This is a genomic window from Ruegeria sp. CH10 (genome assembly GCF_056537125.1).
The window spans coordinates 1-15,782 of sequence record NZ_JBQFQY010000011.1; the positions used below are offsets into that span (position 1 = coordinate 1).

General features: G+C 57.3%; 19 protein-coding genes. 6 read left to right on the forward strand and 13 right to left on the reverse strand.

The window, feature by feature from the left end:
* The 5 genes from ACRZ94_RS20520 to ACRZ94_RS20540 all read right to left on the reverse strand — a co-directional run.
* Positions 1–486: DNA cytosine methyltransferase (locus ACRZ94_RS20520; RefSeq protein ID WP_480798202.1), on the reverse strand; the 486-nt coding region annotated here is incomplete at its 3' end.
* Between the two features lie 139 nt (positions 487–625).
* Positions 626–1,345, reverse strand: a complete 720-nt coding sequence (locus ACRZ94_RS20525) for a hypothetical protein (protein ID WP_480798203.1) — start codon at positions 1,343–1,345, stop codon at positions 626–628.
* A 25-nt stretch (positions 1,346–1,370) separates the two neighbouring features.
* Positions 1,371–1,910, reverse strand: coding sequence for a recombinase family protein (locus tag ACRZ94_RS20530; RefSeq protein ID WP_480798204.1), 540 nt, complete (start codon positions 1,908–1,910; stop codon positions 1,371–1,373).
* Between the two features lie 71 nt (positions 1,911–1,981).
* A complete protein-coding gene (locus ACRZ94_RS20535; protein WP_480798205.1) occupies positions 1,982–2,743 on the reverse strand; it encodes a Type 1 glutamine amidotransferase-like domain-containing protein in 762 nt (253 codons plus the stop codon).
* Between the two features lie 191 nt (positions 2,744–2,934).
* Complete coding sequence (locus ACRZ94_RS20540) at positions 2,935–3,798, reverse strand: LysR family transcriptional regulator (RefSeq protein ID WP_480798206.1); 864 nt, start codon at positions 3,796–3,798, stop codon at positions 2,935–2,937.
* 124 nt (positions 3,799–3,922) lie between these two features.
* Here ACRZ94_RS20540 and ACRZ94_RS20545 point away from each other — a divergent pair, with 124 nt between their 5' ends.
* Positions 3,923–4,927, forward strand: coding sequence for a GNAT family N-acetyltransferase (locus ACRZ94_RS20545; RefSeq protein WP_480798207.1), 1,005 nt, complete (start codon positions 3,923–3,925; stop codon positions 4,925–4,927).
* Between the two features lie 24 nt (positions 4,928–4,951).
* Entirely contained in the window at positions 4,952–5,428 is a 477-nt protein-coding gene (locus tag ACRZ94_RS20550) for a carboxymuconolactone decarboxylase family protein (protein WP_480798208.1), read from the forward strand.
* 282 nt (positions 5,429–5,710) lie between these two features.
* Here ACRZ94_RS20550 and mobQ read toward each other — a convergent pair whose 3' ends face one another.
* Positions 5,711–6,979: a MobQ family relaxase gene (gene mobQ, locus ACRZ94_RS20555; RefSeq protein ID WP_480798219.1), complete on the reverse strand. Its 1,269-nt coding sequence runs from the start codon at positions 6,977–6,979 to the stop codon at positions 5,711–5,713.
* Positions 6,980–7,826: 847 nt separating this feature from the next.
* Here mobQ and ACRZ94_RS20560 point away from each other — a divergent pair.
* The 4 genes from ACRZ94_RS20560 (at position 7,827) to ACRZ94_RS20575 (ending at position 11,732) form a co-directional block, all read left to right on the forward strand.
* Complete coding sequence (locus tag ACRZ94_RS20560; RefSeq protein ID WP_480798209.1) at positions 7,827–8,135, forward strand: mobilization protein; 309 nt, start codon at positions 7,827–7,829, stop codon at positions 8,133–8,135.
* Positions 8,135–9,811, forward strand: a complete 1,677-nt coding sequence (locus tag ACRZ94_RS20565; RefSeq protein ID WP_480798210.1) for a type IV secretory system conjugative DNA transfer family protein — start codon at positions 8,135–8,137, stop codon at positions 9,809–9,811. The genes ACRZ94_RS20560 and ACRZ94_RS20565 overlap by 1 nt, the downstream gene beginning before the upstream one ends.
* A gap of 18 nt (positions 9,812–9,829) precedes the next feature.
* Entirely contained in the window at positions 9,830–10,381 is a 552-nt protein-coding gene (locus ACRZ94_RS20570) for a hypothetical protein (RefSeq protein WP_480798211.1), read from the forward strand.
* Positions 10,382–10,589: 208 nt separating this feature from the next.
* Positions 10,590–11,732 carry a replication initiator protein A gene (locus tag ACRZ94_RS20575; RefSeq protein WP_480798212.1) on the forward strand — a complete coding sequence of 381 codons (1,143 nt, stop codon included), beginning with the start codon at positions 10,590–10,592 and terminating at the stop codon, positions 11,730–11,732.
* A gap of 17 nt (positions 11,733–11,749) precedes the next feature.
* On the opposite strand, the gene ACRZ94_RS20580 is transcribed toward ACRZ94_RS20575, so the two are convergent.
* The 7 genes from ACRZ94_RS20580 to dcm all read right to left on the reverse strand — a co-directional run.
* Positions 11,750–11,959 carry a plasmid partition protein ParG gene (locus ACRZ94_RS20580; protein ID WP_419739522.1) on the reverse strand — a complete coding sequence of 70 codons (210 nt, stop codon included), beginning with the start codon at positions 11,957–11,959 and terminating at the stop codon, positions 11,750–11,752.
* Positions 11,959–12,636: a ParA family partition ATPase gene (parA, locus tag ACRZ94_RS20585; RefSeq protein ID WP_480798213.1), complete on the reverse strand. Its 678-nt coding sequence runs from the start codon at positions 12,634–12,636 to the stop codon at positions 11,959–11,961. Before parA ends, ACRZ94_RS20580 begins: the two co-directional genes overlap by 1 nt.
* 35 nt (positions 12,637–12,671) lie before the next feature.
* Positions 12,672–12,962, reverse strand: a complete 291-nt coding sequence (locus tag ACRZ94_RS20590; RefSeq protein ID WP_480798214.1) for a type II toxin-antitoxin system RelE/ParE family toxin — start codon at positions 12,960–12,962, stop codon at positions 12,672–12,674.
* Complete coding sequence (locus ACRZ94_RS20595) at positions 12,955–13,206, reverse strand: type II toxin-antitoxin system ParD family antitoxin (protein WP_480798215.1); 252 nt, start codon at positions 13,204–13,206, stop codon at positions 12,955–12,957. The genes ACRZ94_RS20590 and ACRZ94_RS20595 overlap by 8 nt, the downstream gene beginning before the upstream one ends.
* Positions 13,207–13,290: 84 nt before the next feature.
* Complete coding sequence (locus tag ACRZ94_RS20600) at positions 13,291–14,511, reverse strand: type II restriction endonuclease (protein WP_480798216.1); 1,221 nt, start codon at positions 14,509–14,511, stop codon at positions 13,291–13,293.
* A complete protein-coding gene (locus tag ACRZ94_RS20605; protein WP_480798217.1) occupies positions 14,489–14,920 on the reverse strand; it encodes a very short patch repair endonuclease in 432 nt (143 codons plus the stop codon). The genes ACRZ94_RS20600 and ACRZ94_RS20605 overlap by 23 nt, the downstream gene beginning before the upstream one ends.
* 41 nt (positions 14,921–14,961) lie before the next feature.
* On the reverse strand, positions 14,962–15,782 hold an 821-nt coding region (gene dcm, locus ACRZ94_RS20610), incomplete at its 5' end, for a DNA (cytosine-5-)-methyltransferase (RefSeq protein WP_480798218.1).

Sequence of the window (15,782 nt, forward strand, 5' to 3'; positions counted from 1 at the left end):
ACGGCCAAGTGCATTCTTTTTGCTCACACCGGCAATGGAAAACGGCTGACAAGGGAACCCTGCCAGCAACACATCATGCGCGGGAATTTTTTCAGGATCGTTGGCCCATGGGCGCACATCTTCAGCAAAGACATGATCGCTGTCAGCCGGTTCCGGGAAATTCGCCTTGTAGGTTTCCCGGCTGAAGCGGTCCCATTCGGCGGTAAAGACACAGCGGCCACCGATTTCCTCGAACGGAATCCGGATTCCGCCGACTCCTGCGAAGAGGTCAATGAACCGGAATCCTGTCGCACGGCCCTTTGTGCAACGGGAATTTGCAATCTCGCGCAGCTTTTCCAGCTTCAGGGCGTCGATACGCTTGCCCTCACCTTTGACATGCCGCCGCACCGTCCTGTCACTGATCCCCAGGAAACTGGCCGCTTCCTCGATACCCAGACCGGCGCGGTCCATCAACTCTCCAAATTCGGTGCGTGGGTGCGCGTTCATGCTCTATGCCTCTGTGTCATTTATTGACAATATGTCATAAAGAGTCCCAGATGATTTGGCCACCCCGTTTCTGCAATTGTTCACTTTTTGTTCTAATGAGTTCTTAACCCTGAGCAGTATGGTGCGAGAAGCGAATTTTCTAATCCTGCTCCCAGACCACTTCGGTGGCCAGGTATTCACGGATCACTGTGCGAACAACGAATTGCCCATGATCCATCACCGCGAAACGGTAGACGTTCGGTTGAACGACAACCCATCCATCGGGCCTCATATCGTCACCTGTAACAAGCCGGTTCATCAGGCGGCTACCAACCTCGGGCCAACCATTCCCATAATCTATGTGTTCGAAATCGGCCAATATGTCCGGTGACAATACCGACATCGGCTGGATCGCCACCCGTGAAGGTTCGCCCCTGGCGGGTTGCCCATGCTCAAACAGAATGTGCCCTCGGGCATTCTTTACAATGACGTTCTGAATACGCTCCATGTCTGGAACAAAGGTGATCTGGTTGTTCCCGCCTGTATCTTTGACGATCTCAAGGCTGGCTTCGATTTCATCCTGAAGGCGGTAGTTGCTTCCCAGTATCTTTTCTGCTCGACCAACGACCTGCTGATCCGGCTCTGTAGTGCCCGCAAGAACCGATCCGAGGAATGCTGTGAAATACTCCTCATCGTTGGAGAATGAGGTATTGCACGCTTTGCATATCCGGACGGTGGGCAGGTTATCCGGGAAGGGGCGATCCAGTATGGTTTTGGAAGGAACATGATCAAGGTTACTTTCAACGCTTCCCAAAACCGCTCCGCAGTGAATACACCAGCTTTTGTGCCGTTCATCGGAATAATCCCTCATTCCTTTCATACAAACCTTCCGATCAACAAAATTCCTAAACTCGCCGCACAGTGCGTTCACTCACCTTGAACAACCGCGCGATCTCCGCGACGGCGCGCTGTTCATCATCCCGCATCCGGCGTACTTCGTCTTTCTGTGCGGTTGTTAGGGCAGGGGGCCTGCCCCCAACCCGACCGCGTTTGCGAGCTGATGCAAGCCCCTCTCTGGTACGCTCGGAAATCCGCTCCCGCTCGAACTGGGCGATGGATGCGAACACATGGAACACGAGTCTGCCGGCCGGCGTCGTCGTGTCGATGTCTTCGGCCAGAGATCGAAAGCCGGCACCATGTTCGCGGATCGTCTCGACTATCTCCAGCAAGTCTTTCAGGGATCGCGCCAGGCGGTCGTATTTGGTGACAATCACAACGTCACCATCGCGGAGTTGGTCCAGCATCTTGTTCAGCTCGGGCCGCTCACGTTTTGACCCGCTGATCTTGTCAGAAAACAGCCGCTCGGCCCCAGCCGCCGTCAAGGCGTCCGTCTGTGCATCAAGCTTCTGGTCGTCTGTGCTGACACGTGCGTATCCGATAATCATGCTTCGATCTGGCCTGAAACGTAGGGTTTTGTCCAGATTACCGCGCCACAGAAAATGTCTGCTTGGAGCCCTCAGCTGACCGCTATTAGCGGTTGGCAGATCGCTCCGCTCTCTATCCAAACTATATCACCAATGCACTCGATGACATCGCCCTTCACGATGACACCATCCCCGTCCCTACAGGCAGCTATTCGTCTTGAAGTCGTGGTGGAGTAGGCCAATAGCTGCGGCAGATAGTCTGCGTTTTTGTTCAAATGAGGAAAGAACTCGAAGGGAACAAGATTCAGAGCACCGCCATCACGAACGGCTTTGGGGTCTTCGCCACTGAACATTGCATCAAGGGCAACAGTCGGCGTCATCAGTATTGCACCGGCGCTTGTCCCAATCAAAAGGCCACCATTCCGCGTCCAGTCCCCCAGTACATCCAAGAGACTGTTAACCCTTAGTAGATGTAGAAAAGCTCTAGTGTTGCCGCCTGACAGATGGATTGCATCGCAGTCCAGCAAAGTGGCTAGTCCGGTCTCATCGAGTGGTCCCGACGTGTCGAAGAAGACCGACAAATCAAGATCCAACTTGGCGTAGTAGTCCTGCCTATCAAGATAAAATCTCTGATCTGGTTCCGGACCTGACGGGACGTATCCGATCTGCTGCCCACGCTCCGCCAAGAGTTCGAGAAGACGCGCATCGACCTTATCATTCTCTGGAATTACTTGGTCACTATACATCACCAAATTCACCATACGGCGCCCTTTTCGAAAGTATACATGATGGTTCAGCCAGAATCTGAACTTGACATGGGCCATGTTGCACTTCAACGGCAGCAACAGCCGCATCGCTGACACCAATCGCCTCCGGCACAAATCTGCCAAAACCTCTGGCATTTCGCCGGGGGGTTTTGGCCGATTTATGTGTTTGATCTTACGGGGGGTAGGGTGGGGCGGCAAAAACAACCGTTTTTGGCGCAGGTTTATGACCGCCAAGCGGGGATTTCCTGCCGTAAGCCTTGCCAAATCGAAGACCCGCTTCACTCAAATTCGGACGCAATCCAATCCACGATACGGTTGATGCGCATCTGGCCCAGGTGGTCCTTTGCCCACGAGATATATAGTCCATCATCAGAGGTGTCGGGGTCGACCCAAATCTCTACCAGTTTCTTTGACCGGAGATCATTCTCCACCATGTAGGTTGGCGCGATGGCAACGCCGTGGCCACCAATAGCAGCATCGAGAGCCAAGGCAGATCGGTCGAAGTTGAGCAGCTTGTGCGTGTCTCCATACCCGGTTTCCCGGATCAGCTTTTCCCACCGCCGGTGGGCATCCTGAAGCAGCGGTAGCGAAAGCAATGTCTCCAGCCCCATTGGCCAATCTGGTCGCAGGAAATCAGGACTGCATACGGCAACAAGACGGATGTCGGTCAAGCGGCGCGATCCGTGGGCTGCATTCGTATCGTGTGCTTCGCCAGGCCAGATTGCGATCTCGTTGCGGCCCAGACTGCGCGCCAAGATCTGTTCGTGGACCTGTGTGGTCAAAGAAACGGTCGGAAACTTGGTCGCGAAACTGTCCATCCGGGGCATTAGCCACTTCGTTGCGGTAGAAGACCCTAGGTGTAGCGTGACGCGATCACCACCCTCGCCGATGCTCACCAACGCGGTGTCGAGGGTCGCGAGGGCTTCTTGCATGGCTGCATGGCAGCGCTCACCTTCCGCCGTGAGCGAAACGCCGCGTGCGCCCCGCACTAACAGAACCGCTCCCAACTCGATTTCGAGCTGTTTGATCCGTTGAGAGACTGCGCCGCGCGAGAGGTTCAGTTCTTCGGCTGCGCGTTGCAGGTTCCCGTGCGATGCGACGACGGAGAACACTCGAAGCGCGTTCAGGTTCACGTTCTTCATTGGATGCCTCAAAGGCGATAGTTTTTCTAAACGCTGATGAAATTGTCCTGCTTTGTCAATTTGGTGCAGGCGGTCGATACTACCGGGGAAGCAGCACTCAGCAATAGCTACAAGAGACCGAGCAATGACCCAGACAATCCGACCAGCGACACCCGACGACATGCCGCGTCTGGTCGAGCTTCTCATGTTCGATGCGCAAGAACGCTACGCAGAGGATGCTACCCTCTGGAAGATGGCAGATGACGCAACCGCGCAAATCGAAAAGGCGCTGACATTTGCGCTGACGGCCGATGGGCAACCCTTTCAACAGTTTTGGCATGTCGCGGAGGATGGGGGTCAACTCACGGGTGTCATTCATGCAATGCTGCTGCCAGTGCCGCCCATATATGAGGGCGCGTTCGGCGAGCCAGGACTGATCCTGCCTGACTCCTTCGTTGCAGCGGATGCACCAAACGGCACTGTTGAAGGCCTGTTGGCCGCAGCCGAAGACGCCCTTCACGAAGCTGGTGCCAAGATCAAACTGGCGTCTTACGTCGCAGGCGAAGTCTGGCGAACTGCGTTTGAGGCAAGCGGTTATGAACCTCTTACGCTATATCTGTCACGCAGTAGCCTTGGCGACCAGGAAACACCGGCTGGTGTTCGACAAGCCACGGAAGACGATATTCCAGGTATCGTCGCACGCAGCGCCGAGAACCGGCAGGTTCTATTCGGCATTGACCCGTTCTGGGAAATTCATACCGAAGCCGATCCAAGATTTTCTGCCTGGATGACGCGGAGTCTAACACTTCGGGATCGGGACATGCTGGTTCTGGGTTCACCAGATGATCTTGCAGGCTACATCATCGCACAGCCCGCCTCGCGACTGCACTTTCCCCCGGCCCACGACATCACGGGAACGGGTGTGATTGATGATTACTACCACCCTGAACTGGCCAACCCGGCGGCGCTTGACCGAGGTAGTGAAGAATCCAACGCGCTATTGCGCGCGGCCGAGACGGCGTTCGCCAACCGTGGTATGGGGGCTGCCTTTGTCGTCTGTCCGGCGGGATGGGCGTCTAAGATCAAGTTGCTGGAATCCGCTGGCTACGAGACCGCAATGGTTTGGTCCATTAAGCGAAAGCAAACGTGAACAACTGGCCAGGAATTACCAAGCGTGCCATTCTTCACCGAGCAGAAGGAGAAGACAGTGATTGAGCGCCTCGATTATGTTTCTATCAACGGCCAAGCCATAGCCAGTATGGTGAAAGCAAAGAAGGATATGCCGTCGATTGATAAGAAATTGCGAGCGGTAATCGAACTGCGTGTTTCACAGATCAACGGATGTGCGTACTGCGTCGACCTTCACACAAGAGAGGCAAGACAAGCCGGAGAAACAACTCAGAGATTGGATTGCCTTACCGTGTGGCGCGAGGTGCCGTTTTTCGATAACGCTGAGAAAGTCGCGCTTGAGTGGGCTGAGACAATAACCACTGTTGCCACGAATGGCGCGCCAGAGCATCTTTATAACGCCCTTTCTGAACATTTTTCAGAGGAAGAGATTGTCGACCTTACTCTCATTATCGCCCAGATGAATGCTTGGAACCGCATCGCGATTAGCTTTGGCCACGGTCCCGATGCGCGGGTAGAATAAGCACTCTTGCCATCTACATCCAACCCTAGCGCAGCCGCGGCGAGAGACAAATTTGCCCCGGGTCCGAGTTGCTGGGTCAGTCCGAAGCGAACGTGCCGTTTTGGTTTGAGATACATGAGCACCTTCGAATAACCGCAATCACGATCCATGGGGCAGGCGACAGCAACGGTTGGTTCGATGTATCAGACACATTCTCTTTCAGATCGGGGCCACGGGACGCCGCGAACCGCCTCATGACACGCCGCGATTGATTGTGTCTCCCTTCAGAAAGTAGGCGGCCCCTCAATGACTGAGGCCTGGATCACGATCTATCTCCCTGTCGATTTCGCGGGTATTTTCCTTCTCGTCGCCGCGATCCTGCTCGGCGTCATGCCCGTCACCGCGCTCCAGCGTCTCGCGGGGTTTGTTCAAAACGCCTTCCAACCGCTCCCGGATCGACGGCTTGTCCGCACTGTCATCGCCACGATCCACGCTTGCGTCTTCCGACCGGCCCAAGGTTTCGCGCAAGCGGTCATTGACGCGCCGCAGGTCTGAGGGTTCTTCGACACTCTGCCCACCGGCCTCCGGTCCCTCGCGCCCGACAATCCGCGCCAAACGATCCCGGATGTCGCCGTCACCGCGATCCGCACCTCGGTCCTTGCTGGCCGCAGCCCTGAGCGCCGCTAGACCGGCCGAAACACGCCCCTGCCCGGCCTCCCGCTCGGCCCCGTAAGTATCCCGTGCCAGCTCCAGCCGCTCGCGCATTTCAGCAAAAAGTGCCCGTGCCTGGCGGGCCGCATGAACCGCCCTGCCCCGCTCGGTGACGGGTTCATAATCCCGCCCCTCGCGCTCGGCAGCAGCCCTCTCACGCCGCTCCATCGCATTGGCCGCTGGCCCCAGCTTCACCTCCGGGTCGCGGTCCAGCTCTTCGGCTTTCAGCGCATCACCCTGACTCAAGGCGTCTTCACGCTGCGCCTCCAGTGACCGATGATCGACCCGCTCCACCTCGCCCGCACGCTCCAGCGCCCGGTTCTGTAACTCGGCCCAGAGACCGCGCATCTGCTCGATCTCGGCCCCGCCGGTTTTCGCTGAATCGAGAACACGGGTCTTGGCCGTGAACCCCTCCGGTTCCAGCTTCCGGGTGGAAGTCAGAACATGGGCATGGTGATTGCGCTGATCCCCTTCACGGTGCGGCGCATGGATCGCCACATCCACCGCCACGCCGTATCGACTGACCAGCTCCTCGGCAAACTGGCGAGTGATCTGCGACCGGTCTTCGGCACTGATCTCGGAGGGCAGCGCCAGCTCCCATTCACGGGCGGTGACGGAATTGCGCCGTGTCTCACTCTCCTCGGCGGCATTCCAGAGCGCGGAGCGATCCTGCGCCCAGGACGGGGCATCCTTGGGGGTCAGGATAAAGGTCTCCTCAATGCCGCGCTTGGCGGTGTAATCGTGAACCCGGCCCTCCCGCTGACACTCGATGCGCTCCCCGGCACGATAGGCCCCCGCCGCCGTCGCGGTACGTCCGGCACTGCGTTTGATCGTCTTCACAGAGAGGTGGTAACTGGCCATCTGCCCTCCCCTCTCGCAGACGACAACAGCCACCGCAGTACACGCCGACACCGCAGTACACGCCGACACCGCCGCAAAGCATCACGAGGCACACCCGTGCCGTCCGTCTCTTGGCCCATGACAAGAGCCGGGGTGATCGCGCAGAATGGGAGATGCAACCTGTCCACCATCCTCGGTGTCGGCCGGGTTGCACCTCTCCCTGTTGGGCGTAAGTCGATGGCTTCGGAACGATATGTTCCGGGGCCATCGCTGCCGCGACCAACCATCTTTTTCTCTCCGGCCCGCGCCCCACAACGCTGGGGCCGGAGGGAAAAAGACAGCCCTGACGAAGCGAGCCAACGGCTCTCTGAGGCGCGGGCTTGCCAGTGAACTGTCCCCAAATCCCCAGCCTTATGGGGGGCGGGATATGGGGACAGTTCACTGGCGGTTTGCCGGGGGCAAACCCGGCGGAGATCAGGGGCCGTTGCCTCACAGATCGACGCCCCCCGGAACGGCGGAACCAAAACCGGACCGGCCCCCACCGTGGGGCATCGGTCGAGATATTGGGGCTGTCGTTCCGGACGCAATCCAACGGCGGACGTTGGGCTGGGATGGTTTGGAAGGGGCCGCGCGCCCTTCCATGTCGATGCGGATAGCATCGAAGGGGTTGGCCATCGGCCGGGGCTTTGCCCCAGAGAGATCGCACGCAAATCTTGGAGCCGTAGGCGGAGAGTTTGCATAAGTGCGCCCTTGTCCTTTACAGGCCTACGGGTACGCGCTAACGGTGGGTGTGGCAAGACCACATTCGATGCAGCTCCTTTTCGCCACATCCCGTTTTAATCCGCCCGCATTTTTTGGAGGTGCCGGTTTGGCAGAGACAGAACTCGAACGCGCCGAGAAACGATACGCCCAGGCCAAGGCCCGCCTTCAGGCCCTGCGCAATCGGGAAGCCACCAGACAGCGCAAACTGGATACACGGCGCAAGGTCATCCTCGGCGGCGCGCTTATGGATTTGGCCGAACGGGACAGCGGTGCGGCGGTGATGCTGGAGCGGCTGATCCGCAACCTGTCGCGCGAACAGGATCGTAAGGCCTTCGCGGACTGGGGCGCTTCGGACGGTGGCCCCTCTCCAGCTCCGGACTCTGAGGCTGGTTCTGATCCGGACGGGTCCACCTGATGCGCTGGCTGGCCTCGGTCCTGGACAGACCCTTCCGGTTTCTGGTGCGGCTGATCTTCACCCCGATCCTGTTCATCTGGATGATCGGGGCAATGGGTTTTGGCGCGATGCTGGGGGCGCTCGCCGGGTTCTTTCTCTCCATCCCCTTCTTTGAAATCCCACCCGGTCAATCTGCCTGGGAACTGGTGATCTACATCCCCTGCATGATCGGCGGGGCCATCTTCGGATTCCAGTATTGGCGTTTCACCTCCGGCGCGGACAATTTCTTCGGCCTGAACGGAGACAGCCATGGCTCGGCCCGTTTCGCCAGCCGCAAGGAGCTGAAGAAGCTGGTGAAGGCGGACGGGCTGCTGATTGGTCGATCTCCCGCCGGTCAGCTCCTGCGCTATGACGGTCCGGCCCATCTGCTGACCCTCGCCCCCACACGGGCCGGGAAAGGCGTCGGCACGGTCATCCCGAACCTGCTCATGGCGGATCGCTCGGTGATCGTGGTGGACCCCAAAGGCGAGAACGCCCGGATCGCCGGAGCCGCCCGTCACCGCTTTGGCGAGGTCCATGTCCTCGATCCTTTCGGTGTGTCGGGTCAGACCAGCGCGTCCTACAATCCGCTGGACCGGCTGACAGCCACCAGTCCCGATCTGGGCGAGGATGCGACCACGCTGGCCGATGCCCTGGTCATGGACCCGCCGGGACAGGTGCAGGAGGCACACTGGAACGAAGAGGCCAAGGCCATCCTCTCCGGGCTGATCATGTTCTGTGTCGCCCATGAGGAGCGCGAGCGGCGCAATCTGGCCACCGTGCGGGAATATCTCACCCTGCCCCCGGACAGGTTCCGGGCACTGCTGGAGCTGATGCAGGACAGCGATGCCGCCCACGGGCTGATTGCCCGCGCCGCCAACCGGTTTCTGGGTAAGGCGGATCGCGAAGCGGCTTCGGTCCTGTCCAACGCGCAGCGCCACACGCATTTCCTGGACAGCCCACGCATCACGAATGTGATCAGCCGGTCGGACTTTCACTTCGCGGAATTGCAACAGCGAACGGTCTCGGTGTTTCTGGTGCTACCGCCCAACAGACTGGACGCCTACAGCCGCTGGCTGCGCCTGCTGATCTCTCAGGCGCTTCAGGACATCGCACGGCACGCTGAAGCCCCCACAGCCTCTCAGAACGGCGCACAGGGCGTTTCTGGGGCCTCACAGCGCCCCACCAGCACCAGCCCAACCCTCTTCCTGCTGGATGAATTTGCCGCTCTCGGCCGTCTGGAAGCCATAGAGCGCGCCATGGGGCTGATGGCGGGCTACGGATTGCAGCTCTGGCCGATCTTGCAGGATATGAGCCAGCTCAACGATCTCTATGGCAAACGTGCAGGGACATTCGTGGCCAATGCAGGCGTCCAGCAGGTCTTTGGCGTCAATGATCTGGAAACCGCCCAGTGGCTGAGCAGGATGATCGGCCAGGAAACCACCGGCTACCAGACGCAAAGCTACAAACCGGGCGATGCGCCCTCGATGACACAGAATGTCACCGGCCGCGATCTGCTCACCCCGGATGAGATCATGCAGATGCCGACCGATCTTCAGCTCCTGCGGGTTCAAGGCAATCCAACGGTCCTCGCCCGCAAGCTGCGCTATTACGCTGATCCCGAGTTCAAGGGGCTGTTCCAGCCGCAAGACCCATAACGAGAAAGAAACACGAGCATGTCAGACCAGTCCTCCTCCCCTGCCCCGCTCTCTGATGACGAGCTGCGCGAAACCCTCGATATGGTCGGAACCGTGCTGGCCAGTGTCTCGGATCGTGTCGATGCCCAGACCGGCACCATGGATCGTCTGGTCAAGACGGCCACAGAAGCGCGGCAGGCAGCCTTCGCAGCACAGAACCAGACCGATCCCGAGCAATACGGCAATCTGGTGGGTCAGGCGGTTGCGGGGAAGATCACCGATCCGCTCAATCACATGATCCGGGTGGCCAATGTGTTGAGCGAACAGAGCCGACATACCGAAACAGTTCTCAAGAAGGCTGAACAGGACAAATGGGACATTCTCAATGACATCCGGGATCGGGAAAGACAGGTGGACCGTTGGAAAAGCCGCCTACCCTGGTTTGCTTTTGGCGCTGTCGTGGTCATTGTTGCGCTGACGGTGACGCTTCCGCGTTTCTCGGCAGTCAATGGCGCGACATGCGCTGTCTTTGGTGGGGAGTGGGTCCGCACAACAGAGGGCAATCCCGCCTGCGTCCACTACCACGAGTGAGGGTAGCGCGGTGAGCTATCCACAGGCCCAGCCCAAGCTGGTGGGTGTTATATATGTGTTAGATTCTGTGTTACGCGAATCGGTGATTTTGTAAGCAACTGATTTTGTAAGCGAAAAAGGCCCTGATTTTGATTCGCGGTGGGTGATCTTACGAAAGATGGTGTGTGATATTACGAAGATCGGTGGGTGATCTTACGAAAGCATATTGGTGGGTGAAATTACGAAGTTACTTGCGCTGGTGGGTGAAATTACGAATAAGGAAACTATGGTGGGTGAAATTACGAAACCTGATCGAACACCTCTCCTCCCTTTGCGCCACGCACAAGGGGATTTCTTCGTATGCGATATTTTTGACGCCGCACCGAAAGGTGACATGGCCTCGATGGCGCATCCGATTTTTACCCTTTCTACCAAGCCTGACACCAAGAAGCGCCGTTACGTTGCTGCTGATGGCCAGAGCTATGTTGAAATCAGACCGAACATGATCGGTCTGGCCACGGTTCATGACCGCGACGTGTTGATCTATTGCATTTCCCAGGTCGTGGCGGCCCTGAATGACGGAAAGCAAATTCACAGGACGCTTAGGTTCAAGGCCTATGATCTGCTTGTAGCAACGAACAGGCCCACGGCCGGTACGGGGTATACGGGCCTCAAGGCGGCTCTTGAACGCCTCCAGGGAACGCAAATTGAAACCAATATCACCACAGGCGGCGTGGAACAGATCGACGGTTTCAGCCTGATTGACCGCTACAGGATCGTGCGGGAAACCCGTGATGGTCGAATGCTCGATCTGGAAGTCACACTTTCGGACTGGGTTTTCAACGCCATTGCCGGTGACGATGTTCTCACACTCAATCGCCGCTATTTCCAGCTTCGCAAACCCTTGGAACGTCGCCTGTATGAGCTTGCGCGCAAGCAATGCGGGACACAGCCGGAATGGAAATGTGGGTTGGACAAGCTGAAAGCCCGAACAGGCTCTACATCCTCAGACAAGGAGTTTCGACGGCTTGTCCGCGCGATCTGCAAGGCCGACGAGGAACATAATCACATGCCGGACTACGCTTTCCGTCTGGAGGCAGACATTCTGACAGTGACACCCAAACCGGAGTTTCTGGAGAACTACGCGCCGAAACCGGATCAGGACAAGGTGACTGGTGGCTACATCCTGCCCTTGTCACCCGATACGCTTGAACAGGCCAGGGAACTGGCACCGACATGGGACATCAATGTTCTGGTAGCCGAATGGCGAAGCTATGCTGCCAGACAACAAGAGGCACCCAAAAACCCCGACGCCGCGTTTCTCGGTTTCTGCAAGAGCTGGTTCAAGAAACGCGGCCGAAATGGGTGGTAGAGTATTTTATCAAATACTCACTTACTCAAATACTCAGACCAGAGATCGCGTGTAATATCAGAAATTGAACGCCCCTCCTCTACCGCCTTCATCTTGATCTTGCGGTACAGTGTCTCCTCGATTTCGGCATTCAGGCGTTTCTTTTTTTCGGTGCTTTCGGTGACTTCATGCAGAATGCGCTTACGGGCCTCGTCGCCACGGCTTGGGCGTTTTGCTGAAAGAGCCATTATGCCACCTCACGTTTTGCCGGAGACAGCATTTTGATCAGCTCATCAATCAGGGCCAGAGTTTCGGTCTTGGCCTTCGCATTGTCGGCATCAAAAACTGTCAGGCCCTCAGATGCGGTTTGCGGATAAACTTGACGTTGTGTGATTGTCGTATCGCAGACAGACAAGCCGTATTCGTCCAATGCAGCCCGCACATCACCGCCCAGGCGCGTTCCCTCGACCACTCTGGAGACGACAAAGCTTGCGAGAGGTGATCCATCTGTAACCTCTTGGCGAGCTTTGATGAAGTCCACCAGATCGGAAGCGGCCCAAATGTCATAAGGTGACGGTTGCACCGGGATCAGAACAAAATCGCTAACCTTGATCGCGGCCGCGATCATGTCTTCCAGTTTGGCCGCTCCGTCGATCACCACGTAGTCATAGTTTGCAGCCATGCTGGTCAGTGTTTTGACGTTGTTGGGCCGGTCGAGTGCAACCAGTTCAATTGGATTGTCTTCGTTGGATGCGTGCCAGTCTCTCGCACTGCCTTGTGGGTCACTGTCCACGATCAGGACGGAATGCCCGCGATCATGCAAAGCTCTGGCAAGGTTGGTACTGATAGTGGTCTTGCCGCAACCACCCTTGGGATTCAAAACGGAGATAATGCTCATGTTTGCCTCATTTGTGTTTTTACTCAAAAGTGTAACTGAGTAAATGAGGCAAAACAAGCGCGCTAAAGATGGCGTTCAACGTCCATGCTTTGGTGCAACACACGAACAATTCTGATCCGCCCGTCAACTTTGGTGAAATACAGGAAGTGTCGACCAACCGGGTATTTCAGATAGCCATCCCGCACATCAGCCTTACGACCTTTGCGCTCACCTGAAGCCAGAAGCTCGATGGTCTTGAATATATCCCGGTAATAGGTGTCAGCCTGCTGCTCACTCCAACGATCTTCGGTGTAGGCCCAGATACCTCGCAGATCATCCTTGGCCTTCTTTGACAGATCATAGCTGTTAGCCATGCAGGCCTCTGCTGCCCTTGATCTCTTGCAGGAATGCCTCGGAGTCGAAGTCTTCGGCAATGTCGCTCTGTTCGCCTTCGATCAAAGCGTCCTGCAAAGCCTTCACTTTGGTTTCGTGTTCTTCAAGAAGCCGTAGACCGGCTCGAACGACATCACTGGCAGACCCATAGCGACCCGTCTGGACCTGCGTATCAATGAAGCTGGCGAAATGATCGCCAAGTGACATGGATGTATTTTTTGGCATAGAAGACCTCCTGCGGTGAATTTATACCAATAATTGGTACACATCAACTTGAGTGAAGTCTCAAACGCTCATTTACTCAAAAACTCAAGCGCCTTGTTTGGTACGCACCTCACCAATGAAATCCGCCACAGACCAAAGCCAGCCCTGCTGTGCTGCCGTATAACTGCTGTGGACGGGGCGGGGCACGACGAGCTGAAGACTTGAAGCCTCCATCTGATTGGTCTGCGGTTCGGAGATCCCCGGCTCCAGCGTCAGAAGGTGCTTGCGGCTGATTTTCTCTGCTTCAGCCAGAACCTGACGCCAGCGGTCCTTGCATGTGGATTTGGCTCCCAACATGGTCAGACAGGCATCGCCTTCGGCAGGGGCCGCTTGATAGGTGGCAAGGTCCGGGAACAGGAAATCAGGCTTGTGATTGTGTTCCGTCACCGCGCCGCGCACGTGCCGAATGTCATGCGCCATGAGGACAGCCGCCAGATGGTTCTCCAGAGAATGGCCCATCCGTGATTTCCGGCGGTTCTGGACACTCAGGGAAAAGCTGATGAACCCGTCAACATCCGTACCTTCATCGTTCACGAACCCAGCCTCGATCCGCGACGAAACGACCTTGCGCTCCAGCCTGCGGAACAATGCCTCTTCATGATCAAGCCACGCAATCAGTGCGGCGTCAGGATCGTCCTCCGCGCGAACCTCGGGCAGGGTGAGGCGCGCCAGATCGGAAAACTCAGCCGTTTTGGGAAAGGTGGTGCCGAATTTCTCGATGATGCTGTCCAGCTTGTCGGCTTCCGGCTCCTCGAACTCGATTCCCAGCTCGTCCAGAATGAAGCGTGCGGCGAAATCCAGTTCCGGCTCTTCGTCGGAGAACTCGCGGGAAACGAAGGATTTGCCTTCGGGGCGCAGACCGAACAACCAGAAAAGCTGCTGCTCGCTGGTTGAGCCTTCCGGGGCCACGATAAACCACAAAACGCCGCTCTGGTCCTTTGCAAGGAACAGGGTATCTCCGGCTTTCATGGCCTCTGTCACAGGGTTTGAGGGGTAATAGAGCCGCCATTCAGTTCTGCCGGGAATGTCCAGTCGTGCGTCGTAGTGCGTTGCCCAGCTCTCTTCAGTGAACCCTTCCTGATCGCCCCCAAGCCAGATGTAGATTGCCGGAAATTTCTGCTTGTGGGTTTCACCAAGGAAATCATCCCGCATTTTCCGGGTCGTCCCGACTTCGTGCTGGTTGGAGGATTTCGGCTCTGCATCGACGGCCGACAAACGCTTTACCCCGACGCCTTCAAAATAATCAGATAACTGGCCGCGCTTCATGACCGCTCACCTCAAATGTTTTTATACTCGATTTCAACCATATAGCGCATTGATCGACAACCTCGTCGAAGGGCAGGCGGGCCTTTCCCTTCAACGCGCATTCCCAGATCATCCCGACACGCCAGCCTGAATCCGCAAGCGCCTGATACTGGTCCTGGTCACGAGCAATGTTCTTGCCGATCTTTTCTCGCCAGAAATCTTCCCGGCTTTTGGGCCAGCGGAACAGATGGCAGTCATGCCCGTGCCAGAAACAGCCGTGAACGAAGAGAACCGCGTCGTGCCGGGGAAAGACCAGATCGGGACGGCCGGGCAGGTCTTTCCGATGTAGCCGAAACCGGAAACCTGCCCTGTGCAGCCCTGAACGGATCGCCAGCTCAGGTTTCGTGTCTTTACCACGGATGCCGGACATCATCCGGCTCCGTGTGGCAGGTGAGACGATATCAGCGGGCATTACGCCCCGGCGCGCGCCGCCTCCAGCATTTCCAGATGTTCGGCAGGCATCTCACTTGCAGCATAGACCCCCGGTTCTGCCAAGGGGAGCTGCGCCTGCATGACCTCGGAGACTTCACGGCCGTCCAGCACCATGGCGTCCGCAATACGCGGCTGCATGAGCTGCGCAACGGACTTCACCACCGGCACAACCACCGCGTTGCCCATCTGGCGATAGGCCTGAGTGTCAGAAACGGGGATTTTCCAATCCGTCTTGCCGGGTTTCTCAAAGCCCATCAGCCGGGCGCATTCGCGCGGCGTCAGTCGGCGCGGGCGATTGCCTTTCTGAGCGATCAGGATTTCCGAGCCATCCTTGTAGTACCGGGCTGACAGGGTGCGGGCCACGTCATTTGGCCCGAACAGGGAAAATCCGAAACCGTTTCCGGCGCTGCGGTGCTTTTCCTTGTACCCCTGAAGATAGGTCCACATGTTTTCTGTCAGGGTGTATTTCGGATCGACCTTCTTATCGAGGATCGTCCCGAGGGTAGGGCCGTCGCCTTCGGGGATGGCGAGCTGGTCAAAATCAAACTCGATGCTGTGATCCTTGAACCCGACAATGAAGATGCGCTCGCGCTTCTGCGGCACCCACGGGGTCGAGCTGATAACGCGATAGGAGACCTTGTAGCCCAGCTCGTTCTCCAGAACATGCATGATTGTGGCGAAGGTCTTGCCGCCGTCATGACGCTCAAGATTCTTCACATTCTCCAGCAGGAACGCGGGCGGGCGGTGGTGGTCGATGATCTTGGCCAGATCGTAGAACAGTGTCCCCTGGGTATCGCAGA

Excerpts from the sequence above, each read along its gene's own strand:
- ACRZ94_RS20525 (WP_480798203.1), bottom strand. The coding sequence starts at position 1,345 with ATGAAAGGAATGAGGGATTATTCCGATGAACGGCACAAAAGCTGGTGT.
- ACRZ94_RS20590 (WP_480798214.1), bottom strand. The coding sequence starts at position 12,962 with ATGGCTAACAGCTATGATCTGTCAAAGAAGGCCAAGGATGATCTGCGA.
- ACRZ94_RS20600 (WP_480798216.1), bottom strand. The coding sequence starts at position 14,511 with ATGAAGCGCGGCCAGTTATCTGATTATTTTGAAGGCGTCGGGGTAAAG.
- ACRZ94_RS20605 (WP_480798217.1), bottom strand. The coding sequence starts at position 14,920 with ATGTCCGGCATCCGTGGTAAAGACACGAAACCTGAGCTGGCGATCCGT.
- mobQ (WP_480798219.1), bottom strand. The coding sequence starts at position 6,979 with ATGGCCAGTTACCACCTCTCTGTGAAGACGATCAAACGCAGTGCCGGA.
- ACRZ94_RS20580 (WP_419739522.1), bottom strand. The coding sequence starts at position 11,959 with ATGGCTCTTTCAGCAAAACGCCCAAGCCGTGGCGACGAGGCCCGTAAG.
- ACRZ94_RS20545 (WP_480798207.1), top strand. The coding sequence starts at position 3,923 with ATGACCCAGACAATCCGACCAGCGACACCCGACGACATGCCGCGTCTG.
- ACRZ94_RS20595 (WP_480798215.1), bottom strand. The coding sequence starts at position 13,206 with ATGCCAAAAAATACATCCATGTCACTTGGCGATCATTTCGCCAGCTTC.
- ACRZ94_RS20540 (WP_480798206.1), bottom strand. The coding sequence starts at position 3,798 with ATGAAGAACGTGAACCTGAACGCGCTTCGAGTGTTCTCCGTCGTCGCA.
- ACRZ94_RS20570 (WP_480798211.1), top strand. The coding sequence starts at position 9,830 with ATGTCAGACCAGTCCTCCTCCCCTGCCCCGCTCTCTGATGACGAGCTG.
- ACRZ94_RS20530 (WP_480798204.1), bottom strand. The coding sequence starts at position 1,910 with ATGATTATCGGATACGCACGTGTCAGCACAGACGACCAGAAGCTTGAT.
- ACRZ94_RS20535 (WP_480798205.1), bottom strand. The coding sequence starts at position 2,743 with ATGCGGCTGTTGCTGCCGTTGAAGTGCAACATGGCCCATGTCAAGTTC.
- ACRZ94_RS20565 (WP_480798210.1), top strand. The coding sequence starts at position 8,135 with ATGCGCTGGCTGGCCTCGGTCCTGGACAGACCCTTCCGGTTTCTGGTG.